General features: G+C 61.0%; 21 protein-coding genes and 1 riboswitch. Of the genes, 18 read left to right on the plus strand and 3 right to left on the minus strand.

Annotation, left to right across the window (positions count from 1 at the left end; translation table 11 throughout):
• Nucleotides 1–17 precede the first annotated feature (17 nt).
• The 10 genes from AC1RO0_RS09225 to AC1RO0_RS09270 all read left to right on the plus strand — a co-directional run bounded on the left by AC1RO0_RS09225 (nt 18) and on the right by AC1RO0_RS09270 (nt 10,435).
• Nucleotides 18–896, plus strand: coding sequence for a branched-chain amino acid ABC transporter permease (locus AC1RO0_RS09225; protein ID WP_498592598.1), 879 nt, complete (start codon nt 18–20; stop codon nt 894–896).
• Entirely contained in the window at nt 893–1,867 is a 975-nt protein-coding gene (locus AC1RO0_RS09230) for a branched-chain amino acid ABC transporter permease (protein ID WP_498592599.1), read from the plus strand. The genes AC1RO0_RS09225 and AC1RO0_RS09230 overlap by 4 nt, the downstream gene beginning before the upstream one ends.
• Complete coding sequence (locus tag AC1RO0_RS09235; RefSeq protein ID WP_498592600.1) at nt 1,864–2,607, plus strand: ABC transporter ATP-binding protein; 744 nt, start codon at nt 1,864–1,866, stop codon at nt 2,605–2,607. The genes AC1RO0_RS09230 and AC1RO0_RS09235 overlap by 4 nt, the downstream gene beginning before the upstream one ends.
• A gap of 3 nt (nt 2,608–2,610) precedes the next feature.
• Complete coding sequence (locus AC1RO0_RS09240; RefSeq protein WP_498592601.1) at nt 2,611–3,330, plus strand: ABC transporter ATP-binding protein; 720 nt, start codon at nt 2,611–2,613, stop codon at nt 3,328–3,330.
• Nucleotides 3,331–4,149, plus strand: coding sequence for a shikimate dehydrogenase family protein (locus AC1RO0_RS09245; RefSeq protein WP_498592602.1), 819 nt, complete (start codon nt 3,331–3,333; stop codon nt 4,147–4,149).
• 5 nt (nt 4,150–4,154) lie between these two features.
• Nucleotides 4,155–6,044, plus strand: coding sequence for a bifunctional sugar phosphate isomerase/epimerase/4-hydroxyphenylpyruvate dioxygenase family protein (locus AC1RO0_RS09250; RefSeq protein WP_498592603.1), 1,890 nt, complete (start codon nt 4,155–4,157; stop codon nt 6,042–6,044).
• Nucleotides 6,045–6,312: 268 nt separating this feature from the next.
• Nucleotides 6,313–6,546: riboswitch (cobalamin riboswitch) on the plus strand.
• Between the two features lie 184 nt (nt 6,547–6,730).
• On the plus strand, nt 6,731–7,762 hold the full coding sequence (locus AC1RO0_RS09255) for an ABC transporter substrate-binding protein (protein WP_498592604.1): 1,032 nt from the start codon (nt 6,731–6,733) through the stop codon (nt 7,760–7,762).
• A complete protein-coding gene (locus AC1RO0_RS09260; RefSeq protein WP_498592605.1) occupies nt 7,759–8,787 on the plus strand; it encodes a FecCD family ABC transporter permease in 1,029 nt (342 codons plus the stop codon). The genes AC1RO0_RS09255 and AC1RO0_RS09260 overlap by 4 nt, the downstream gene beginning before the upstream one ends.
• Complete coding sequence (locus tag AC1RO0_RS09265; RefSeq protein WP_498592606.1) at nt 8,784–9,614, plus strand: ABC transporter ATP-binding protein; 831 nt, start codon at nt 8,784–8,786, stop codon at nt 9,612–9,614. The genes AC1RO0_RS09260 and AC1RO0_RS09265 overlap by 4 nt, the downstream gene beginning before the upstream one ends.
• Nucleotides 9,615–9,616: 2 nt before the next feature.
• On the plus strand, nt 9,617–10,435 hold the full coding sequence (locus AC1RO0_RS09270; protein WP_498592607.1) for a class I SAM-dependent methyltransferase: 819 nt from the start codon (nt 9,617–9,619) through the stop codon (nt 10,433–10,435).
• Nucleotides 10,436–10,453: 18 nt separating this feature from the next.
• Here the strand turns inward: AC1RO0_RS09270 and AC1RO0_RS09275 are convergent, their stop codons facing one another.
• Nucleotides 10,454–11,782 carry an aminotransferase-like domain-containing protein gene (locus tag AC1RO0_RS09275; protein ID WP_498592608.1) on the minus strand — a complete coding sequence of 443 codons (1,329 nt, stop codon included), beginning with the start codon at nt 11,780–11,782 and terminating at the stop codon, nt 10,454–10,456.
• A 100-nt stretch (nt 11,783–11,882) separates the two neighbouring features.
• Here AC1RO0_RS09275 and AC1RO0_RS09280 point away from each other — a divergent pair, with 100 nt between their 5' ends.
• The 5 genes from AC1RO0_RS09280 to AC1RO0_RS09300 all read left to right on the plus strand — a co-directional run bounded on the left by AC1RO0_RS09280 (nt 11,883) and on the right by AC1RO0_RS09300 (nt 16,789).
• Nucleotides 11,883–12,914, plus strand: a complete 1,032-nt coding sequence (locus AC1RO0_RS09280) for a substrate-binding domain-containing protein (RefSeq protein ID WP_498592609.1) — start codon at nt 11,883–11,885, stop codon at nt 12,912–12,914.
• Nucleotides 12,904–13,794, plus strand: coding sequence for an ABC transporter substrate-binding protein (locus AC1RO0_RS09285; protein ID WP_498592610.1), 891 nt, complete (start codon nt 12,904–12,906; stop codon nt 13,792–13,794). The genes AC1RO0_RS09280 and AC1RO0_RS09285 overlap by 11 nt, the downstream gene beginning before the upstream one ends.
• On the plus strand, nt 13,791–14,750 hold the full coding sequence (locus AC1RO0_RS09290; protein ID WP_498592611.1) for an amino acid ABC transporter permease: 960 nt from the start codon (nt 13,791–13,793) through the stop codon (nt 14,748–14,750). Before AC1RO0_RS09285 ends, AC1RO0_RS09290 begins: the two co-directional genes overlap by 4 nt.
• Complete coding sequence (locus AC1RO0_RS09295) at nt 14,747–15,526, plus strand: amino acid ABC transporter ATP-binding protein (RefSeq protein ID WP_498592612.1); 780 nt, start codon at nt 14,747–14,749, stop codon at nt 15,524–15,526. The genes AC1RO0_RS09290 and AC1RO0_RS09295 overlap by 4 nt, the downstream gene beginning before the upstream one ends.
• A gap of 81 nt (nt 15,527–15,607) precedes the next feature.
• Nucleotides 15,608–16,789, plus strand: coding sequence for a M20 aminoacylase family protein (locus AC1RO0_RS09300; protein ID WP_498592613.1), 1,182 nt, complete (start codon nt 15,608–15,610; stop codon nt 16,787–16,789).
• Nucleotides 16,790–16,826: 37 nt separating this feature from the next.
• Here the strand turns inward: AC1RO0_RS09300 and AC1RO0_RS09305 are convergent, their stop codons facing one another.
• Both AC1RO0_RS09305 and AC1RO0_RS09310 read right to left on the minus strand, forming a co-directional pair.
• Nucleotides 16,827–17,849, minus strand: coding sequence for an LLM class flavin-dependent oxidoreductase (locus tag AC1RO0_RS09305; protein ID WP_498592614.1), 1,023 nt, complete (start codon nt 17,847–17,849; stop codon nt 16,827–16,829).
• 116 nt (nt 17,850–17,965) lie between these two features.
• Nucleotides 17,966–18,616 (minus strand): GntR family transcriptional regulator, encoded by a 651-nt coding sequence (locus tag AC1RO0_RS09310; RefSeq protein WP_498592615.1) that lies wholly within the window; start codon nt 18,614–18,616, stop codon nt 17,966–17,968.
• A gap of 198 nt (nt 18,617–18,814) precedes the next feature.
• Here AC1RO0_RS09310 and AC1RO0_RS09315 point away from each other — a divergent pair, with 198 nt between their 5' ends.
• The 3 genes from AC1RO0_RS09315 (at nt 18,815) to AC1RO0_RS09325 (ending at nt 23,213) form a co-directional block, all read left to right on the plus strand.
• Nucleotides 18,815–20,209, plus strand: a complete 1,395-nt coding sequence (locus AC1RO0_RS09315) for a malonyl-CoA decarboxylase (protein WP_498592616.1) — start codon at nt 18,815–18,817, stop codon at nt 20,207–20,209.
• A gap of 23 nt (nt 20,210–20,232) precedes the next feature.
• Nucleotides 20,233–21,753, plus strand: coding sequence for a malonate--CoA ligase (locus AC1RO0_RS09320; protein ID WP_498592617.1), 1,521 nt, complete (start codon nt 20,233–20,235; stop codon nt 21,751–21,753).
• Nucleotides 21,754–21,863: 110 nt separating this feature from the next.
• Complete coding sequence (locus AC1RO0_RS09325) at nt 21,864–23,213, plus strand: SLC13 family permease (protein ID WP_498592618.1); 1,350 nt, start codon at nt 21,864–21,866, stop codon at nt 23,211–23,213.
• Nucleotides 23,214–23,224 lie beyond the last annotated feature (11 nt).

The following is a 23,224-nucleotide window of genomic DNA, read 5'->3' on the forward strand; positions in this document are numbered from 1 at the left end:
AATCCGGAACTCCGCACATGACCACTTTTTTTCAGTTGTTGGTGTCTGGGCTGGCGACGGGCTCGATCTATGCGCTCGCGGCCATCGGCTTCACGCTTCTGTGGCAGGCCTCCCAGACCATTAATTTTGCCCAGGGCGAATTCATCATGCTGCCCGCATTCTTCGTTCTGGCGGCCACGCACGTCTTCGGGTTGAGCTTTCCCGTTGCCATCGTCGTGGCGCTCGCCTTGACGCTGCTGTTGCTCGGGTTCGGCTTCAAGCGGATCATCGTTGATCCTCTCCTTTCGCACGGTGTCCTGCCCATCGTCATCGCGACGATCGCGCTCGGGATCTTGATGAAGGAGGGCGTCAAGCAGTTCTATTCCGCGGAAGCCCAGCCATTTCCGGCGCTGTTCCCCGACACGACGCTGAATGTCTTCGGCGCGGCGGTCTCGGTCCAGGATATTGCGGTCCTCGTCATTGCTCTGGGCGCCGTATTGCTCCTGCAGTTCTTCATGAACGGCACCAAGACCGGTCGGGCGATGCAGGCGACGGCGCAGAACCCGCAGGTGGCCGAGATCCTTGGCGTGCCGATCAAGCGCATGATCCTCTACACTTTCCTTATCAACGCGGCGCTGGCCCTTCTGGCATCGATCTTGATCTCGCCGATCTATCTCGCGAAGTTTTCAAACGGCGAGACCCTCGGCCTGATCGCCTTCATCGCTGCGATTGTCGGTGGCTTCAATCAGATCAAGGGTGCGATTGTCGGTGGGCTGCTGATCGGCGTGGTCGATAATCTGTCGGCGGCCTATGTCTCGGCATCCTATCGCTCGGCCATCCCGCTGATCCTTCTCATCGTCATCATCCTCGTGCGGCCGCAGGGCCTGCTCGGCAAGGCGGAGGGACGTACGATATGACCGCTGCTCGTAAGCTCATATTGATCGCCATTGGCATTCTGATCCTCATTGCCTTGCCCTTTACGCAAAGCAACTATGGCATCCTCGTGCTTTGCTCGTGGCTGGTATTTTCCATCGCCGCCATGGGGCTCAACCTGACGCTCGGCTATGCGGGGCAGGTCTCGCTGGCTCAAGCCGGCTTCATGGCGATCGGCGCCTATATCACCGCGCTAACCACAATGGCCGGCGTCCCCTGGCCTCTCGCCATGCTCGCCTCGATGCTGGCCTGCTTCGCGATCGGCCTCCTGCTCGGCTATCCCGCCCTTCGCGTTCAGCACCATTTCCTGGCATTCATCACCCTGGCGTTCAATGCTCTGGTCGTGTTGGTGCTGCGCAATGAGGAGTGGCTGACCAACGGGACCTACGGCATTGCCGGCATTGCCCGGCCTGTCATTTTCGGGTTTGCGACACAGCGTCCGATCCCGTTCTACTTCTTCGTACTTGCGCTGTTTGTTTTGACCGCATTCGCCCTTTACGGGATCATCCGCTCGCCCTGGGGCAGGGCCTTCAAGGCATTGCGCGAAAATCCGGTGCGCGCCAACAGTCTTGGCGTGGACATCCGCCGTATCACGCTTCTGGCCTTTGCCATCGGCTCCGCGTTCGGCGGTCTTGCCGGCGCGCTGCTGGCCCAGCTGACGCAGTACATCGATCCGCAATCCTTCGGCCTGGCCATTTCGCTGCGCGTGCTTCTGATGGTCATCGTCGGCGGGGCCGGCTTTTTCTTCGGGCCTATCCTCGGTGCCTTGCTGATCATCCTGGCGCCGGAGTTCTTCCGCTTCACCGAAGGCTATTATCTCATGCTCTACGCGACCCTGGTGATCGCGCTGATGATCTTCTGCCCATCCGGCCTGTTCGGTCTCGTCGAGCGGCTAAAGACCCGGTGGACGCTCCGCCAGCAGCCCAACAAGACCACCTGGGAGGCCGCGCGATGAACCCTGTTCTCTCGGTCCGGGGCGTCAGCAAACATTTCGGCGGTGTCAAAGCGGTTGAAGACGTCTCCTTCGACGTTCACCCAGGCGAAATCCTCGGTCTTATCGGTCCCAACGGCAGCGGCAAGTCGACCCTCTTCAACTGCATCCTCGGTCAGTTGCTGGCCACGAAGGGTGAGGTGCTGGTCGACGGCAAGAACGTTGCGGGCAAACGCCCGTGCGATCTCAACAAGCTCGGTGTAGGGCGCACCTTCCAGATGCTGCAGGTCTTTCCCGACATGACGGTGCTCGACAACATCATCCTGGCGGGACAGGAGCATCACGGAACCATGCTCTCGCGCCTCATCGGCAAGCCGGATGCCGGCCTCACCGAGGAGGCGAAGAAGATGATCGAGTTCTTCCGGCTCGGACATCAGACCCACGAAAAGGCGGGTTCGCTCTCCTATGGGCAACAGAAGCTGCTCGATGCCGCGATGGCCTTCATGGCCGGACCGAAACTCGTCATGCTCGATGAGCCAGCCGGCGGCGTGAACCTCACCATGCTGGCCGATCTCAAGGAGCGCCTCAAGGCCTTCAACCGGGAGCGGGGCGCCACCTTCGTGGTGATCGAGCACAACATGGAATTCGTCATGTCGCTCTGCACCCGTATCATCGTTCTGGCCAACGGCAAGATCATTGCCGAGGGCGATCCCGAAACCGTCCGCAATGACCCAGCGGTCATCGAAGCGTATCTCGGAGGTTGAACCATGCTGGAACTGAAGGATGTCTACGGCGGTTACGGCAAAATGACGATCCTGAACGGCACGTCGTTCAAGATCGAGAAGGGGACCATCACGACGGTGATCGGCCCGAACGGGGCCGGCAAATCGACGGTGTTCAAGGCGATCTTCGGCCTGCTGAAGATCCGCTCCGGCAAGGTGATACTGGATGGCGGCGATGTCACCGGCAGTCTGCCGGCCACGATGTTGCAAAGGGGCGTGACCTATGTCCCCCAGGGGCGTAACCTGTTTCCGATGCTGTCGGTGCGCCACAATCTCGAAATCGGAGGGATCTCATCGTCCGACCAGGCGAAGATCAACCGCCGCATCGAAGAGGTGATGGAACAATTCCCGATCCTGAAGGAAAAGCAGAAGGATCAGGCCATCACCCTGTCGGGCGGCCAGCAGAAGCAGCTGGAGATCGCCCGCGCCCTGTTGCTCGATCCGAAGCTCATCCTCATCGACGAGCCGTCGATCGGGCTGTCGCCGCAGATGGTGAGCGAGACCTTCAGGACGCTGATCAGGCTGCGCGACGAGGGCGTCACCATCCTGATGGTCGAGCAGAATGCGAAGGCCGCACTTGCCATGTCGGATTATGGTCTCGTGCTGGAGCAGGGTCGAACGAGAATGCATGACAAGGCCGACAAGCTGCTTTCCGACCCACGCGTGGGACAGCTTTTCCTTGGCGCCCATCTAGAGGAGGCCTGAATGTCCGCGCTCCCCTCGATAACCGGCAACACCTGCTTCGTTCCTCTGATCGGACATCCGGTGCGGCAGGTAAAGTCGCCGGTTCCGATGAACGAATGGTTTGCCGCGCATCATGTCGATGCGGTCATGGTGCCGGTCGATATCGAGCCGGAGCGCGTGCGAGCCTTTATCGAGAGCCTGCGCGGCACCGGCAATTGCGCTGGGCTGTCCGTGACCATGCCGCATAAGCTGGTCGCGTTTTCCGCAGTGGACGAGTTGACCCCGCGTGCCCGAAAGGCCGGGGCGGTCAATACCATCCGGCGCAATGGCGATGGGAGCTTAAGCGGGGATATGCTCGATGGGGTGGCCATGGTACGCGCTCTGGAGCAGAACGGCATGGCTCTCGGTGGCAAGGCCGTTCTGGTCGTCGGTGCCGGTGGCGCGGGCTCGGCGATCATCCATGCACTGGCGGAAGCCGGCGCGGCCGCCATCGTCATTATCGAGAGGGATCCGGCCAAGAGCCTAAGTGTCGTCAACCGGATACGGGCAGATCATCCGGCGATTGCCGTGTTCGATCATCTTCCGGAAGGCCTCAAGGTGGATGTCGCCATCAATGCGTCGCCGACCGGCATGTCGGCGACCGATCTTCATCCGTTCCCACTCGATTCCCTTCCCGATTTGCAGATGGTCGCGGAAGCGGTGACCAAGCCTGAGGTGACCGATTGGCTGCGAGCGGCCGAGGCGCGCGGCATCCGCATACAGCCCGGCGCGCAAATGACGCTCGCGCAGCTCGAAGCACAGATATCATTCTGGGGACTTAACCCCGACAAGGAGGTTTGACCACAATGAAGACGTCGATTGCGACTGTATCGATCAGTGGGGAATTGCCGGAAAAGCTTGAGGCGATTGCGCGGGCTGGCTTCGACGGGGTGGAAATCTTCGAGAATGATTTCCTGGCTTTCGACGGCAGTCCGGCCGATGTCGGGCGGATGGTGCGCGACCACGGGCTGGAGATCACGCTCTTCCAGCCCTTCCGTGATTTCGAGGGCATGCAGGAGCCGCTTCGGTCTCGGACCTTCGACCGGGCGGAGCGCAAGTTCGATGTCATGCAGGAACTCGGCACCGATCTCGTGCTGGTCTGCTCCAATGTCTCGCCGGCTTCGCTCGGCGGCATCGACCGGGCGGCGGCCGATTTCCATGAACTCGGCGAGCGCGCCGCGAAGCGCGGCTTGAAGGTCGGCTACGAGGCGCTGGCCTGGGGCCGGCACATCAACGACCATCGTGACGCGTGGGAAATTGTGCGTCGGGCCGACCATCCCAATATCGGCCTGATCCTCGACAGCTTTCACACGCTGTCGCGCAAGATCGACATCAATTCGATCCGCTCCATTCCAAAGGACAAGATCTTCATCGTCCAGCTGGCGGACGCGCCGCTCATCGACATGGACCTGCTCTACTGGAGCCGGCATTTCCGCAATATGCCGGGCGAGGGCGATCTGCCCGTGACGGCCTTTGCGACGGCTGTCGCCGAGACCGGCTATGATGGCTATTTCTCGCTGGAAATCTTCAACGACCAGTTCCGCGGTGGCTCGTCGCGCTCAATCGCTGCCGACGGATATCGCTCGCTGATCTATCTCGGTGACCAGGTGCGGCGCAATCCCAATGCCAGCGGTCTGAGCGTCCCGGCTATGCCCGAGCGCGTACCGGTAAAAGGTGTGGGCTTCGTGGAATTTTCCACCGACGAGGACGATGCGGGCGATCTCACCGGCCTCCTGCATACGCTCGGCTTCCGCAAGGTCGCGGTGCACAGGACGAAGACGGTCAGTCTTTTTCAGCAGGGCGATATCCGCATTCTCGTCAATACCGACAGAGCGGGATTTGCCAATTCCTCCTTTGCCGTGCACGGCACTTCGGCCTATGCGATGGCGCTTGTCGTAGACGATGCCCAGGCTGCGCTTGCCCGCGCCGTTGCTCTCGGCGCTGAGCCCTTCGGCCAGCCGGTTGCCCCGGGTGAAGTGGAGATGCCAGCGATCCGCGGCGTCGGCGGCGGATTGATCTATCTCATCGACGACAAGGGCGATCTCGGCCATTTCGCAGAAATCGATTTCCTGGCCGTCGAGGACGATGTGGAGGTCGTGCCGGCCCACCTCCGGCATGTCGACCACATCGCCCAGACGGTCGCCTATGATGAAATGCTGACCTGGCTTCTCTTCTACAGCTCGATCTTCGAAACCCACAAGACGCCGATGGTCGACATCATCGATCCGGCCGGCGTGGTGCGTAGCCAGGTGGTGGAAAATGACGCCGGCACGCTGCGGATCACGCTGAACGGCGCGGAGAACCGCCGGACGCTCGCCGGTCACTTCATCGCGGAAAAGTTCGGCTCCGGTGTGCAGCACCTCGCCTTCCAGACCGACGACATTTTCAAGACAGCGGAAGCACTGAGGAAGAACGGTTTCCAGCCCTTGCCCATCTCACCGAACTATTACGGTGATGTCGAAGCGCGCTTCGGTCTCGATCCGGAACTGACCGAGCGGCTGAAGGCAGAGAACATTCTCTACGACCGCGACGAGCACGGCGAATTCTTCCAGCTCTATAGCGGCACCTTCGGTGAGGGCTTCTTCTTCGAGATCGTTCAGCGCGGTGGTTACCGGGGATATGGCGCCCCGAATGCCATCTTCCGCATCGCCGCACTCAAGAAGCATCTCCGGCCGGAAGGCCTGCCAAGAGAATGAATGTGACCCGTAGCCGGATTATCGTTTCCGTGCGGAGCCGTCGGCCGGCCGTCACGCATGGCACTGCTTGATGGTGCCGGTATCGGCTAATAATTCCCAGCGTTTCACAGATTGGATCATGTGAACTGGACAGGCGCCAGAAAGTTTGATAGCGAGTGTAATGTTATTACATTACCGAATTGGTTTACCATGACACTGAGATCGACGATGGTCGCGAGGGGTATTTTCAAGTGGGCGTCTTCGCAGCTTGACGCAACCGTCGTGCTTGGCATAACTGGACGCGACGGTTCCCCGACGATGACTCCGAGGGGATTAATAGGGAACACGGTGAGGACGACCCAAAAGGGACTGAGACCGTGGCTGCCCCCGCAACTGTAAGCGGATTGCCGTCCATCCTCGTGGCGCCGAAAGGTGCCGTGCCACTGCGTCGATCGGATGCGGGAAGGCAGATGGACGACTGATATCCGTGAGCCAGGAGACCTGCCGTCGAAGATCTATCCAATGTCACGGGCGGGGATGCCCGAAACAGGAGCAGGACATGACTATCCTTCACGCTTCGCAGCGCCTTGGTGCGCTGCCTTCCCCGAATTTTGACGATCATTCGACCGCTCGGACTGCCTGTTGGGCATTCTGACCTTCACCACCGCCCTTTTCGGGCGGCGTTCACATCACTTCGGGGAATTATGATGAAGACCATTTTCAAGCGGCCATTGCGCGCCGGTTTATTTGCCATGTCGTTGATCGTCGCCGGCTTGCCGGGGCAGGCGGGAGCGGCTGAAACCAGCTACCCTCTCACGCTCCAGAATTGCGGCCGGCAGATCACCATCCAGAAGGCGCCGTCGCGCACGGTTTCTATCGGCCAAAGCACGACGGAAATCCTCTATCGCCTCGGTGTTGCCGACAAGGTGGTCGGCACAGCACTCTGGGTTGGGCCGGTGCTCAAGGGCTATGAGGATGTCAACGCCAAGATCGAGCGCCTTGCCGACAACGATCCGAGCTTCGAAAGCGTCGTCGGAAAGAAGCCGGATATCGTCACTGTTCAGTTCCAGTGGCAGGTCGGGCCGGAAGGCGTGGTCGCCAAGCCGGAGCAGTTCGAAGAGCTGGGCATCCCGGTCTATACCTCGCCGTCGGATTGCGTCGGCAAGGAGAACTCCGCCTCCAGTGACGGCGTTCGCCATCAGGTCTTCACCATGGGTCTCGTCTATCAGGAGATCCGCGATCTCGCGAAGATCTACAATGTGCAGGACAAGGGCGAGGAAGTGGTCGATGATCTGAAGCAGCGCGAAGCGGCAGCCCGTGCCAAGGTTGCTTCCGCACAGGGCAAGCTTTCCGCCGTCTTCTGGTTTTCCAGCGCCAAGGATGCCGATCCCTATGTGGCGGGCCGCAACGGCGCGCCGGGCTACATCATGTCGGCGCTCGGCATCAAGAATGTCATCGAGACCGATGATGAGTGGCCGACCGTCGGCTGGGAGACCATTGCCAAGGCCAATCCAAGCATGATCGTGGCGGCTGCCATGGAGCGGCGCCGTTATCCGCTGGATAGCGCGGAGGCTAAGCGGAAATTCCTGGAAAAGGATCCTGTCGCAAGCCTGATGCCCGCCGTCAAAAGTGGTCATATCTTCGAGATGGATGCGCAGGCGATGAACCCGACCATTCGTACCATCGAAGGCATAGAGGCGCTTGCTGACGCCATCGCTGCGGCCGGCCTGACACAGTGAGTCGCGCTCTTTCATCGATCGGGCGAACGGGTACAATCGCCTTGGCGCTCGCCATTCTTGTTGCCGCGCTCTGGCTGGGCGCGGCGATCGGCGAGACCTCGATCCCGTTTGAGACCGTCGCCAAGACCGTGGCCAATCGGCTTTGGGGCGCCGGTTATCCGCTCGAACCGATCGATGAGGGTATCGTCTGGAGCTATCGGCTGAGCCGCGCGGTCGTTGGAGCCTCTTGCGGGGCGGCACTGGCCCTGTCCGGCGTCGTGCTGCAATCGCTGTTGCGCAATCCGCTGGCCGATCCCTACATTCTCGGAATTTCCGCCGGCGCCTCCACCGGCGCCGTCGGTGTCGCGATCCTCGGGCTGGGCGCGGGCGTCCTGACGATGCCGATGGGCGCTTTCCTCGGTGCGCTCGTCGCCTTCGCCCTCGTTGCCTTGCTGGCCGTCAGGGCCGGGCGTGGGACGGCCGCGATCATTTTGGCGGGGGTCGTGGGCTCGCAGCTCTTCAATGCGCTCACCTCCTTCATCGTCACCAAGGCGGCGACGGCCGAACAGGCGCGCGGCATCATGTTTTGGCTGCTCGGCAATCTCTCCGGCGTGCGCTGGCCGGATGCTTGGCTGGCAATTCCCGCCGCACTACTGGGGCTCATCATCTGCCTCTGGCATGCCCGGTCGCTCGATGCCTTCACCTTCGGCTTAGAATCGGCGGCCTCGCTCGGCATTTCGGTGCGTCGCACCTATCTCGTGCTCGTCGGCACATCCGCCATGATGACCGCCGTCATGGTGTCGATCGTCGGCTCCATCGGCTTTGTCGGACTGGTCATCCCGCACGCGGCGCGGATGCTGGTGGGTGTTCGCCATGGCGTGCTTCTGCCGGCAGCGGCCCTGATCGGTGCCATCTTCATGATTGCGGCCGACATCCTGTCGCGCACCCTGATACACGGCCAGGTCCTGCCGATCGGGGTGATCACCGCTCTTGTCGGAGCGCCCGCCTTCGCCTTGATCTTGAGCCAGAAGAGAGCACGCGCATGAACCTGTCGGCACGGAATGTTTCGTGGAATGCCGGCGGGCAAGCCATTGTGCAGGATATATCGCTGGATGTCCGTGCTGGCGAGTTTCTCGGCATCATCGGGCCGAACGGCTCAGGCAAGACGAGCCTGATGATGATGCTGTCCGGCATCCGCAAGCCGAAGACCGGGGAGATCCTCGTGGATGGCACGCCGATCCACTCTCTCGGGCGGCGCGAACTCTCCCGGCGTCTGGCCCTGGTGGAGCAACAGGCAGATACCGGCGAGCGGATCACCGCCAGACAGGCCGTTGAACTCGGCCGCACGCCCTATCTCGGTGCGTTATCGCCCTGGTCGGCGACGGATGACGCGATCGTCGAAGCTGCCCTTGCCAATGTCGACATGCTCCATCTTTCCGGCCGGCTGTGGCACACGCTTTCGGGCGGAGAGCGCCAGCGATTGCACATTGGCCGCGCGCTCGCACAGCAGCCAAAGATCCTGCTCCTCGATGAGCCGACGAACCATCTCGACATCGGCCACCAGATCGGCTTGCTGGATCTTGTGCGCCGGCAGGACCTGACCGTGGTCGCAGCCTTGCATGATCTCAATCACGCCGCCATGTTCTGCGATCGCCTCGCCGTCATGAACAATGGAAGACTGGTGGCGCTCGGTACGCCGTGTGAGGTGTTAACGGCGAAATGCATCCGCGATGTGTTTGGCGTGGATGTCGAGGTGGAGCACGATAATGACGGCGGCTGCTTGATCCGCTACCGGGCGACGGCGGCTCCGCGCCGGTCATTACGCGTCATCGATGACATCCAGCCCGAGGGCGCCAAGGCCAGGGCGTCGTAAACATGCAGGGCCATAATCATCATCTGAAAGAAGATATCCGTGAATACTGGTCGGAACGATCCAAGACTTTCGACCTCGCCTTCGGTCACCGAATTCCTCCTGGGCCAGAACTGAATGCTTGGGCCGCGGCAGTTGAACGCGGTCTTGGCCGCGCGCCGCTGAAGGTACTCGAGCTTGCCTGTGGTACAGGAGAGGTGACCAACGTGTTGCTGTCTCTTGGTCATCAAGTGACGGCGCTCGATTTCTCCGAGGCGATGCTCGCGGTTGCACGCCGTAAACATGCCAAGCGGGAAGGTGTGCACTTTATCCTCGCCGATGCGGAACGGACGATGGAGCCTGATGCCGGTTATGACGCCGTCGTTTGCCGCCATCTCGTCTGGACGCTGACGGAACCGGATCAGGCATTCGCGGACTGGTACCGGGTTCTGAAGCCGGGCGGAAAGCTTCTGATCTTTGACGGCGATTGGGCGAAGCCCACGCTTGTCGGACGGTTCGCCTCTTTCGCCATCGGCCTGATCGACCGCGTGGCCGGGATCGATCCACACTATGACGGCGCGATGAGCGACCGGCATCAGAGCATCATGGGGCGGCTGCCGTTTGGCGCCGGGCTCACCGTGGAAAGGCTTGCGCCGCTGATTGAAGCCGCAGGCTTCGAGGGCATAGAGATCGGTTCCCATCTACCGATCGCCGCTGCCCAGCGACGGACCACCAATCTGAGAAATCGGCTGCGGACGCTGCTTTATCGGCGTTTCGTCCTCTGCTGCACGCGGCCCCGTGAGGTGCCCAGTGTGCAAAACAGCGATGGGGTGCTCGCCGGCTAAGCTCGTTGATAGAGTGCCTCAGTCATAGATGGCCGACAACGCAATCGAGCTTGCAACCTCCTCGCAGCGGTCGGAGAGCGTCGCGGTCGCAACGCGCAGATGATTGCTCGACAGGTTGGAGAATTTCGCGCCGGGATGAACGGCGATACCGCGCGCCGCGAGTGTCACCATCGCAAACTGTTCGGAGGAAACGGGAATCCAGGCACAAAGGCCGTGGCCCTGTTCAGCTGCGACGCCCCTGTCGCGCAGGGCGTCGATGAGGTTGTCGCGCCGGGTCTGATAGATGGCGCGTGCACGATGCAGGGTATCCTGTGTTGCCTCATCGCGTAGCAGCCAGGCGGTTGCAGCTTGCAGAATGCGGCTCGTCCAGCCGGCGCTGAAGCTTCGATAGGACTGGATCTGCTCGACGATTGCCCGCGAGCTCGACAGCACGGCAAGGCGCAGGTCCGGGCCGTGCGTCTTCGAAAACGAGAAGATGTGGATCACCCGATCGGGAAAACGGTGCCCGAGCGAATGGCGCGGTGCGGCGGAGATGTCGCCCATGCCATCATCCTCGACAATCAGCGTATCGGTATCGCGTAGGATGTTTTCCAGAGCTTGCATGCGCTGCCGGCTGACGGTCTGACCGGTGACCGAATGCAGGCGCGGCTGGAAGATGAACGCCACCGGCCGATGTTCCATCGCCGCCTGCAGCGACAAAGGCAGCGGACCTTCGGAATCGCACTGTACGGGGATGACGCGCGCGCCGCGATCTTCGAAAATATCCAGAAGGCGCATGCCTGTCGGGTCTTCGATCGCGACCGTTTCTCCCGGCGCGATCAAGGCATGCGCCAGTGTATAGACGGCATTATAGCCGCCATTCGTTGCAAGAAACGCCTCCGGCTCGTAAGGCCATGTCTTGCGCATCGCCGCCTCCAGCTCCGGCAGGATGCGATTGCGTTCATAGCTGTTGAGATTTTCCGCCGAGGCGCCGTAAGCCATCGCTTCGGCAAGCTTTGGAAGAAGGCTCACATCCGGTACGGCGGCGGTGAGGTCGAGGACATCCTCACTGTAACGCCCGTTGCTTGCCAATCGAGCCGGTTTGGCGACGAAGCGATCGCCGCTGACCCAGGTGCCGTTGCGACCCCGCCCGCTGATGATCTTCTGGCGTCTGAGTTCACTCCAGGCTTCCGAGATGGTGGCGGGGCTGATGCCGAGCGCGAAGGCAAGATCGCGAATAGGGGGCAGCTTCGTGCCGACCGGCAGGGCGCCAGCCCGGATCAATGCACTGGTTCCAATAGCGATTCCCCGAATGGTCTTGTCGCTCAATTTTTCGGCAAACCAGCCGGCATTTTTGACTTCGCTCATTTCTGCGCCATTTTTAATGTTCAATAACGTAATAACATTTGATCGGCTCTATTTGAACATTTATTCACTTCGAAAACAAGATTTCAGCGAGTGAATGTCCATGCCTCTGACTCTCCGCCTTGCCCTTCGTGACTGGGACTACATGACGCCGCTCGTCCTCGGCGACGTCTCCTCTCCAAAGCTTGACATCAAGGTGGACAGGATCGGCACCCTAGTTTCGCACGTCGGAAAGAGCGAGGCGTATGATGCGGCGGAAATGTCGTTCAGCCGCTATACGCAGCTTCGCATCGATGGCGACGAAAGCGTCGTGGGTATCCCGAATTTCATCATGCGCGGCTTTCGCCACCGCTGCGTGATCACGACCAAGGACAGCCCGATCACCGAGCTTGGGCATCTGGCGGGCAAGCGTATCGGTGTCACCGGTTGGCGCGATTCCGGCAATACCTGGACCCGGGCAGCGCTCCGTCGCGAAGGCGTCGGCGTCGAGGATGCCATGTGGTACGCGGGGCGGCTGACCGAGGCGCATCCGATCGTCGATCGTCTCGATGGCTTTGGCCGTGCCGGCCGCATCGAGGCTGCACCCGGCGAGCGGCCCATGGTCGACCTTCTGAGAGATGGCGAACTGGACGCGATCTTCACGCCGTTTATGCCGGACGGCTATTTTGCAGAGGGTTCGCCCTTCCGACAGGTGTTGTCCGATTTTCGCGGTGCCGAGCGTCGATACTTCGACGAGGTCGGCTATGTCCCCGGCATGCATCTCATCGGCCTGAAGGCCGATTTCGTTGCCGACCATCCCTGGGTGATTGCCGAACTCAGCGCGCTGATCGATGAATCCCAGCGTATGTGGCTGAACAAACGGCGTAAATATGCCGAGACCACGCCCTGGATGTTCGATGAACTTCTGAAGTCATCGGTCGAGTTGCCGCAGGGCTGGGATGCGAGCGGCTTTGCAGTAAATCGCGCGATGATCCATGATTTCGCCAATGAGCTGCATGTGCAGGGCGTTTTGCCTCGGCTGTTGACGCCGGAAGAGCTCTTTCAGTTCGACACCGATGGCAGCCGTATCGACACCAAAGCGCCGGCTGACACGCAGGAATACAAACCAAAAAAGGGGAACGTGCATGTCGTTTAAAAAAGTAACCTGCCTTGCTCTGGCAAGCCTGATGATCTCCAGTGCCGCGTTTGCGCAGGATGCCGGCCTTCCGAAGCTGTCCGTGAACGAGGGGCTCCGGGCCAAACTGCCCGAGAGTATCCGCGCGGCCGGCAAGATGATTTCCGTCAACAATGGTTCGTTTCCTCCCTATGAGATCGTCACCGGCACCGAATTGACCGGTGCAAGCGCCGATCTGACCGATGCCATCGGCGAGGTGCTCGGCGTGAAGATCGCGCATGAGACGGTCGGCGGCCTTCCCGCCCTGCTCGCCGGTATCAATTCCGGCCGCTATCAATTCGCCTTTGGCCCGGTGGGCGATTTCAAGAGCCGTGAAGAGGCGAATGATTTTGTCGACTGGGTTCAGGAATTCGTCGTCTTCTCCGTCCAGAAGGGCAATCCAAAGGGCATCACTTCGCTGGAGACGGCCTGCGGCAAGCGTATCGCCGTCATGGCGGGCGGTTCCGCCGAGAGGGTTATTCAGGTTCAGGCCGAGAAGTGCAAGACCGACGGCAAGGGCGCAATCGAGGTTCAGTCCTTTACCGATCAGCCGAGTTCCATTCTTGCAGTCCGGTCAAAGCGATCGGATGCCTTCTTCTCCTCCCAGGCGCCGCTCACCTATTTCGTTTCGCAGGCAAACGGCCAGTTGGAACTGACCGGCGTCGGCCAGAAGAACGGCTTCGAGGATCTTTACCAGGGCGCTGTCGTGCCGAAGGGCTCGCCGCTCGGACCTATTCTCAAGGATGCCGTCAAGCTTCTGATAGACAATGGCGCCTATGCCGCGATCATGAAGAAGTGGGGCCTTGAGAACAACATGATCAAGGAGCCAGGGATCAACCTTGGCGGGACGTTGCCGAAATGAGTACGGCGGCCGACAAGATCGCATCACCAGCTGGTGATGCGAATGCCCTGGATGTGGCGAATGCTCACAGCCCTTTCCCCATGGGCCGGCTGGCGGCATGGGCGGTCACGCTGGCAATTGCGGCCTACTTCGCCTGGTCGGTCGCCGGCAATGAGAATTTCGGCTGGTCGGTCGTGGCGCATTATTTCTTCGATCCGACTGTCATCAGCGGCCTCTACGTGTCGCTGGGCCTGACAGTCGTTGCCATGGCGTTCGGTATCGTGCTCGGCCTGCTGCTGGCAATCGCCAGATTGTCGAAGGACCGTCTGGCGAATTCGCTGGCCTCTCTTTTCATCTGGTTTTTCCGCGGCACGCCGCTGCTCGTTCAGCTAATCTTCTGGTACAATCTTTCGACCCTGTTTCCGACGCTTTCGATCGGCATTCCCTTCGGCCCGACCTTCGTGAGCTGGGATACGAATTCGGTCATCAGTCCGATGACAGCGGCGATCGCCGGTCTGGCGCTGAATGAGGCTGCCTATATGGCGGAGATCATCCGCGGCGGCCTGCTGTCCGTCGACAAGGGCCAGTTCGAGACGGCCGAGGCCTTCGGCATGACGCGTGCCCGCGCGCTCAGCCGTATCATCATCCCACAGGCCATGCGCTCGATCGTGCCGCCCACCGGCAATCAGCTTATCAGCATGATCAAGGCGACCTCGCTCGTCAGCGTCATCGCCATGGCGGATCTGCTCTATTCGGTCCAGTCGATCTATAATCGCACTTTCGAAGTCGTGCCGATGCTGCTGGTCGCCGTCATCTGGTATCTGTTGATCACCTCGGTGCTCAATGTCGGCCAGAGCTATATCGAGCGCTACTACGGCCGTGGTGACCGCCGTTCCGGCGGGGCTAAGCCTGTGAGAGAAATTGCGTTGGCTGCACCGACCCCGTCCCAGCTGGTAGCACAGGAGGCAGGCCAATGAACGCGATCGCGACCGTGGTGCCACTTGTGCGGGCTCGTAACGTCCATAAGTCTTTCGATCACCTCGAAGTCCTGAAAGGCATCGATCTCGACGTTGCGCCGGGGGAAGTGGTGGTCATTCTTGGACCGTCCGGATCCGGAAAATCGACCTTCCTGCGTTGCATCAACCACCTGGAAGCCATCGATCGCGGATCGATCGAGGTCGATGGGGAGCAGATCGGTTATCGCTTTCGCAAGGGCCGGCTGGAGCGCCTGTCCAACCATGCGATTACCCTGCAGCGGCGCAAGATCGGCATGGTGTTCCAGCAGTTCAATCTCTATCCGCATATGACGGTGCTGCAGAACATCATTGAGGCTCCGGTCGGCATCCATGGCGAAAGCCGCGCCAGGGCGATCGAGAATGCGCGCGTCCTCTTGGATCGGGTTGGGCTTTCGGCCAAAGCCGATAATTACCCGCGCCAGCTCTCCGGTGGCCAGCAGCAGCGTGTGGCGATTGCTCGGGCGCTGGCGATCAAGCCGACGCTGATGCTTTTCGACGAGCCGACATCCGCGCTCGATCCGGAGCTTGTCGGCGAGGTGCTCGCCACCATGCGGGATCTCGCCAAGCAGGGGCTGACGATGATCGTCGTCACCCATGAGATCGGCTTTGCTCGCGAGGCGGCCGACCGTGTTGTGTTCATGGATGGCGGCAAGGTCGTCGAGCAGGGCCGGCCGGACGATGTGCTCGGCAATCCCCAGCATCCGCGAACCAGAAGCTTCCTGTCGCGCTTCATCTAGCGCGACAGTTTCCGATCAGATGCGAGACCGCCGGCCTCATGCGGGCCTGACGTGCCGCTCATGCAAACCACTGGAACAGCCATGACCCTCGACAACGACTTTGCCCGCCTCTCGGATTTCGAACCGATGAAAGCCGAACTGACCGGTATCCGGCAGCACCTTCACGCCAATCCGGAGCTATCCTTCGAAGAGGTAGAGACCGCCCGCTTCGTGGCTGAGAAGCTGGAGGCCTGGGGCTACGAAGTTCACCGCAATGTCGGTGGCCATGGTGTTGTCGCCCGTCTGAAGGTTGGTGCAGGCACGAAGAGCATCGCCATCCGCGCCGACATGGATGCGCTGCCGATCAATGAGCAGACCGGCAAGCCCTATGCCAGCAATGTGTCGGGAAAGATGCATGCCTGTGGTCATGATGGCCACACGACGATGCTGCTCGGTGCGGCCGAATATCTGGCACGCACCCGTCGCTTCAACGGCACCGTGAACCTCATCTTCCAGCCAGCCGAAGAGGCCGGTGCGAGGAGCGGCGCCCAGGCGATGATCGATGACGGTCTTTTCGAGCGCTTTCCCTGTGACGCGATCTTCGGTCTGCACAATCATCCCGGCGCACCTGAGGGGACCTGGCTCATGCGCTCCGGCCCGCTGATGGCCGCGGCCGACACTGCCGAGATCACCATCACCGGCAAGGGCGGCCATGCCTCGCGTCCGCACCTGACCATCGATCCCGTCGTGGTCGCCTGCAATCTCGTCGTTACCTTGCAGTCGGTCGTTTCCCGCAGCATCGATCCGACGCAGACAGCCGTGATCACCGTAGGTTCGATCCATGCGGGCGAAGCGGCAAACGTCATCCCGGAAAGCGCGAAGATGCTGCTCAGCATCCGCTCGTTCGATCCGAAGGTGCGCGAACTCCTCGAAGCGCGGATCCGGAAATTGTCGGAAGCGGTGGCGGAAGGATATGGAGCGCAGGTCGCCATCGACTATTTGCATGGCCACCCCGTTGTCGTGAACTCCGAAAAGGAGACGGAATTTGCCCGTGTCGTTGCCGAGGAACTCGTCGGCGCCGACAAGGTCGGCACCTGTGCGCTCATTCCCGGCAGCGAGGATTTCTCCCATTATCTCGAGCACAGACCGGGCAGCTTTCTTCGCCTTGGCAACGGCGTCAATTCGGCAATCCTGCACAGCGCCAAATATGATTTCGCCGATGAAAGCCTGACTGTCGGGGCCGCCATGTGGGCGCGCCTGACAGAGCGCTATCTCGACCAATGAGACGCGCCGGCAGGGGAACCTCAATCTGCGGCTGGCGTTAACGCCAGCCGAGGGCCGGGGCGACGTGGGTGAGGATCGCCTCGATCACATGCGCGTTATACTCCACGCCGAGCTGGTTCGGCACGGTGAGGAGCAGCGTGTCGGCTTCCGCGATGGCTTCGTCCTGTGCCAGTTCCTTGATCAGAGCGTCGGGCTCGGCCGCATAGCTGCGGCCGAAGATTGCCCGGGTCTTGTCGTCGATGAAGCCGATCTTGTCTTCGCCCTGATTGCCGTTTCCAAAGTAGGTGCGGTCTCGATCGGTCATAAGCGCGAAGATGCTGCGGCTGACCGACACGCGCGGCTCGCGCTTGTGGCCGGCCGCCTTCCATGCCTCGCGATACACCCTGATCTGGTCGGCCTGCTGGACGTGAAAGGGAAGCCCACTCTCATCGTCCTTGAGAGTGGAGCTTTGCAGGTTCATCCCGAGCTTGGCCGCCCAGAGCGCCGTGGCATTGGAGCTTGCGCCCCACCAGATTCTTTCGCGCAGGCCTTCGGAGTGCGGCTCTAGCCGCAGCAAGCCCGGAGGGTTGGGAAACATCGGCCGTGGGTTCGGCTGGGCAAAGCCTTCGCCTTGCAGCACGTCGAGCAGGACTTCCGCATGGCGCCGGGCCATGTCGGATTCGCTCTCGCCTTCGGGCGGCGCATAGCCGAAGTGACGCCATCCATCGATGACCTGTTCAGGGGAGCCGCGGCTGATGCCGAGCTGCAGGCGCCCGCCGGCGATGAGGTCGGCCGAGCCGGCATCCTCAGCCATGTAGAGCGGGTTTTCGTAGCGCATATCAATGACGGCCGTGCCGATCTCGATACTGCTGGTTTTGGCGCCGACGGCTGCCAGCAGCGGGAAGGGCGACGCAAGCTGGCGGGCGAAGTGATGGACGCGAAAATAGGCTCCGTCCGCACCCAGCTTCTCGGCCGCGACGGCGAGATCAATGGACTGCAGAAGCGCGTCGGCAGCCGAGCGGGTCTGCGATTGCGGTGAGGGCGTCCAGTGCCCGAACGACAGGAAACCGATTTTCTTCATGATCGCACCGCTCAAAGATGTTGTGTTTAAAGTCCATGCTTCATGGCACAGTTCCCGCTTTGGATACAGCCGGCACCGTGTCGCTGCCAAAGAAGTGATGCGTCGGCCCCGACAGTCTACCTGCGCGACAAGGTCGACACGAGATCGCTGAAGCGCTCGCCCTGGATGCTGACATGCTGACGTAGAAGCGTGCGTGCGTGTTCCGCGTCGCCGGCAAAAAGCGCCTCCACAACCGCATCATGCTCGGAAAACGATGTCGCGACACGATTGCGGACGCGCAGTTGAAGACGTCGATAGGGCTGTAGGCGGCGGTGCAGCGCCACGCATTGCTCCGAGAGGAAATCATTGTGGCTGGCGGCATAGATCGCCCTGTGAAAGCGCTCGTTGTCGTAATAGTAGGCGTCGCTGTCGCCGGCGGAGGACGAGCGCTTGCAGTCGGCATGGGCTGTGAGAATCGCAGCGCGATCGGCGTCCGTCAGTCGTCGCGCCGCCAGCGAACCGGCCATGCCCTCGATCTCGGCCATTACCTCGAACATCTCGAAAATGCGATGCGGCCCCGGATCGATGACGATTGCGCCGCGGCGCGGACGGATTTCCACCAGTCCGATCGCGTTCAGCTGCATCAGCGCCTCGCGCACCGGCGTTCTCGACACACCGAAGCGCGTGGCCAGTTGCACCTCGTCCAACCGTTCGCCCGGAGCGAAGTCGTTTGAAATGATACCGTTTTCGATCTCGTCGCGCAGGCGTTGAACGACATTCTCGGACATGTTTTCCACGCTCTCCAATGCAAAAATCAAATTCTTGTATGCAAGATTGTTTACTTTGCGCACAAGGTAACTTAAGAACGATACCACAATAGATATGTCGCACACAAATGAGCGCGCTCGTCAGAGCTGCTTTATGTACCGGAAACGCTTGGGAGGGCTGTTTCCACCCCAATCCCGCTTCGCCAGGAGGATACTGACATGGCAGGCATCTCCTTCTTCAGCGACATGATGCAGAGCATCACGGATCGCGGACGCAGGCTGCTCGCGGTGGGCACGCGCGCCGAGCCGGTTCAAGCCGAGACGACGCTCGAAACGTTGTGCAACATGCTCCTGTCGAGCCGGGGCGAAGCCTCAGGCATGGCTCTGGCCGCCGAGATCCTTCAGCGCTGGTCTGAACTCGATCCGACTGGCCAGCGAGATTTTATGCTGATGCTCCACGACAAATTCGGCCCCGATGTTCTCAAACTGGACAAGGCCATCGACCGCTATCGCAGCGACAGGAATTCGAACGCGCTTATCGATCTGCATCAGGCGGCTGAGCCGCGCCGCCAGGAGCTGGTGCGCAGGCTCAATCTTGCGCCCAAGGGTACGGCAAAACTGGTAGAGATGCGTGAGCGCCTGCTGGGCATGAAGGATGCAACGGAGCAATTCCGTGCCGTGGACGCCGATTTCGCCCATCTCTTCGGATCCTGGTTCAATCGCGGCTTCCTGACGCTGCGTCCGATCGACTGGTCGACCCCGGCCGATCTTCTGGAGAAGATCATCCGATACGAGGCCGTGCACGAGATCGCCGGCTGGGATGAACTGCGGCGACGGCTGGTGCCGCCCGATCGCCGTTGCTTCGCCTTCTTCCATCCGCGTCTCGCCGACGATCCGTTGATCTTCGTCGAGGTGGCCCTGACCACGGCGATCCCCGCCGCCATCACGGATGTGCTCGACGAAAGCCGGTCTCCGATTGCCGCCCAGAATGCGACGACGGCGGTCTTCTATTCCATTTCCAATTGCCAGGAAGGGCTGCGCGGCATCTCCTTCGGCAATTTCCTGATCAAGCAGGTCGTGGAGGATCTGCGCCGGGATCTGCCCGGCCTGAAGACTTTCGTCACCCTGTCGCCCGTTCCGGGCTTTGCCGGCTGGCTGGCAAGATTGCGCAAGGCGGCCGATGCCGGCCTTAGCGAGCAGACGCTGAAAACCCTTGCCCTGCTTGATGAACCGGACTGGGCGGATGATCCCGAGCGATCGCAGGCCGTCAAGGCCGTGCTGCTGCCGCTCGCGGCGCGCTATTTCGTCAAGGAGCAAGGCAACGGCAGACGACCAATCGATCCGGTCGCCCGTTTTCATCTCGGCAACGGTGCCCGCCTGGAGCGGCTGAACTTTCTCGCCGATCGGTCACCGAAGGCGATGCGCCAGTCCCATGGGCTGATGGTCAACTATCTTTACAAGCTTGATGATATCGAGAAAAACCACGAAGCCCTTGCGCAACACGGCGAGGTCGCGGCCTCTCCGGAGGTGAAGAAACTGGCCGAGACGGGTGCGTCCGACGCTGGTCTCGGCAGCCCGATCCGGCGGCGCCATGGCGAAATGCAAAAGACCTGAGCAGCAGATTTAGGAGGAGAGTTATGGGCAATCACCTGTTCGACGCCATCAGGGCGTCTGCAACGTCCGACGATGCTGTTTTCATCGAAACCGTTAGCGGCGAGCGATGGACCTATGGGGATGCGCTGCGCATTTCCGGGCAGCTTGCCAGCGCCATCGACGCGCTTGGCGTTCGCCCCGGTGACCGCGTCGCGGTTCAGGTGGAGAAGAGCCCGATGGCTTTGATGCTCTATCTCGCCTGCGTTCGATCAGGAGCGGTCTATCTGCCGCTGAACACCGCTTATACGCTTGTTGAACTTGACTATTTCATCGGCGATGCCGAGCCGAGGCTCGTCGTCGTCTCACCGAAGGCTCGGGCCGACGTCGAGAAGCTTGCGCAGCGCTATGGCGCGATCGTAGAGACGCTGGATGCGGATGGCGCGGGATCGCTGACGGATCTCGCCCGGGAGGAGCCCGCTGATTTTATCGACGCTGCCCGCGCTCCCGATGACCTCGCCGCGATCCTCTACACATCCGGCACCACCGGCCGCTCCAAGGGTGCCATGCTCACGCATGATAATCTGCTGTCGAATGCGCTTGCGCTGCGCGAATATTGGCGCGTGACGGCGGCGGACCGGCTGATCCACGCATTGCCGATCTTCCACACGCACGGTCTCTTTGTCGCGACCAACGTCACGCTGGTTGCCGGCGCATCGATGTTCCTGCTGCCGAAGTTCGATCCTGCCGAAATCCTATCGCTGATGCCGAAGGCAACGCTGATGATGGGCGTGCCGACATTCTATGTCAGATTGCTTCAACACGAGGGATTGAACCGGGATGCCGTCGCCAACATGCGGCTATTCATCTCGGGCTCGGCGCCGCTTCTGACGGAAACACATGTTTCATTCCAGCAGCGCACTGGTCACGCCATTCTCGAACGTTACGGCATGACCGAGACCAATATGAACACCTCCAACCCCTATGATGGCGAGCGCCGGGCCGGGACGGTCGGCTTCCCGCTGCCGGGTGTCACAGTGAGGATTACCGACCCGGCCACAGGAGCGACGCTGTCAGCCGGCGAGACCGGCATAATCGAAATCAAGGGCCCGAATGTCTTCAAGGGCTATTGGCGCATGCCGGAAAAGACGGCGGCTGAATTCACCCAGGACGGCTATTTCATCAGCGGCGACCTCGGCAAGATCGACGCGGATGGCTATGTCCATATCGTCGGCCGTGGCAAGGACCTCGTGATTTCCGGCGGCTACAACATCTATCCGAAGGAAGTCGAAAACGAGATCGACCAGCTCGACGGCGTCGTCGAGAGCGCGGTGATCGGTGTCGCGCATCCGGATTTCGGCGAGGGCGTGACGGCTGTCGTGGTGCTTCAGCGCGGCGTGATACTGGACGAAAAGGCCGTGCTCGCCGCATTGCAGGATCGCCTTGCGCGCTACAAGCAGCCGAAGCGGGTTATCTTCACGAAGGAACTGCCGCGCAACACGATGGGCAAGGTTCAGAAGAACCTGCTGCGCGACCAATTCAAGGATCTTTACGAGAAGGCCACCTGAGAGGCGCTTGCCCCCGCCTTGGTGCTTGGGAGTAGCACCGGCGCGGAATTGATTATGCATTCATCAAAATGGGGACCGGCACCTGAGGAGGTTGCCGGAGGGAGGAAGTTATGAATATCCAGATCCTGTCGATCGTGCTGCTTGCCGGCATGTTCGTCATTGCAACGATTCAGCCGATCAATATGGGTGCGCTCGCCTTTGCCTGCGCCTTCCTGATCGGTTCGCTCGTCATGAGCATGAAGGCGAGCGAGATTTTCGCGGGCTTTCCGAGCGACCTGTTCCTGACGCTAGTCGGGGTCACCTATCTCTTTGCGATCGCGCAGATCAACGGCACCATCGATTGGCTGATCGAGGGCGCGGTCAAGCTGGTGCGCGGACATGTTGCCTGGATTCCCTGGGTCATGTTCCTTGTCGCCGCGATCATCACCGGTTTTGGCGCGCTCGGTCCGGCAGCCGTCGCGATCCTTGCGCCGGTGGCGCTTGGTTTCGCGTTCCAGTATCGCATCAGTCCTGTGATGATGGGGCTGATGGTGATCCATGGGGCTCAAGCGGGCGGCTTCTCGCCGATCAGCGTCTATGGCGGCATCACCAACCAGATCGTTCAGAAGGCCGGGCTGCCCTTCGCGCCGACCTCGCTGTTCCTGTCGAGCTTCTTCTTCAACCTCGCCATCGCCGTTCTGGTCTTCTTCATCTTCGGTGGTCCGAAGATTTTGCGCAAGCAGCCGGCCGCGTCCGGTCCCTTGCCGGACCTGCATCCCAAAGGCGTGACGCGCGCCATCGTCGGCCACGGCGGCACGCGCGCAGCACCCATCAGCCATCATGTCTTTGAGGTGGAAACGAAAGAAGAGACGGCGCTTGCCGGTCTGACGGCGGAGCGGCTGACGACGCTGGTCGGCTTGACCACATTGGCGGTCGGTGCGCTGGTCTTCAAGTTCAATGTCGGCCTGGTGGCGATCACCGTCGCTGTTGTCCTGGCTTTGCTGTCACCGAAGACCCAGAAGGCGGCAATAGACAAAGTGAGCTGGTCGACCGTGCTCCTGATCGCCGGCATCATCACCTATGTCGGCGTCATGGAGAAAATCGGTACGATCGATTACGTCGCGCATGGCATTTCCAGTCTGGGGATGCCGTTGCTGGTGGCGTTGCTTCTGTGCTTCACGGGCGCCATCGTCTCCGCTTTCGCCTCGTCGACGGCCCTTCTGGGCGCGATCATTCCGCTTGCCGTGCCTTTCCTCCTGCAAGGGCATATCAGTGCCGTGGGCGTGGTCGCCGCAATCGCGATCTCCACGACCATCGTCGATACCAGCCCGTTTTCGACGAACGGCGCCTTGGTCGTCGCCAACGCGCAGGAAACCGAGCGGGAGAGCGTGCTGAAAACTTTGCTGATCTATAGCGCCCTGATCGCCATCATTGGCCCGATCGTCGCCTGGCTTGTCCTGATTGTGCCAGGGCTTGTCTGAGGTAACACCTG

The organism is Rhizobium sp. GW821-FHT14E12 (assembly GCF_058803745.1).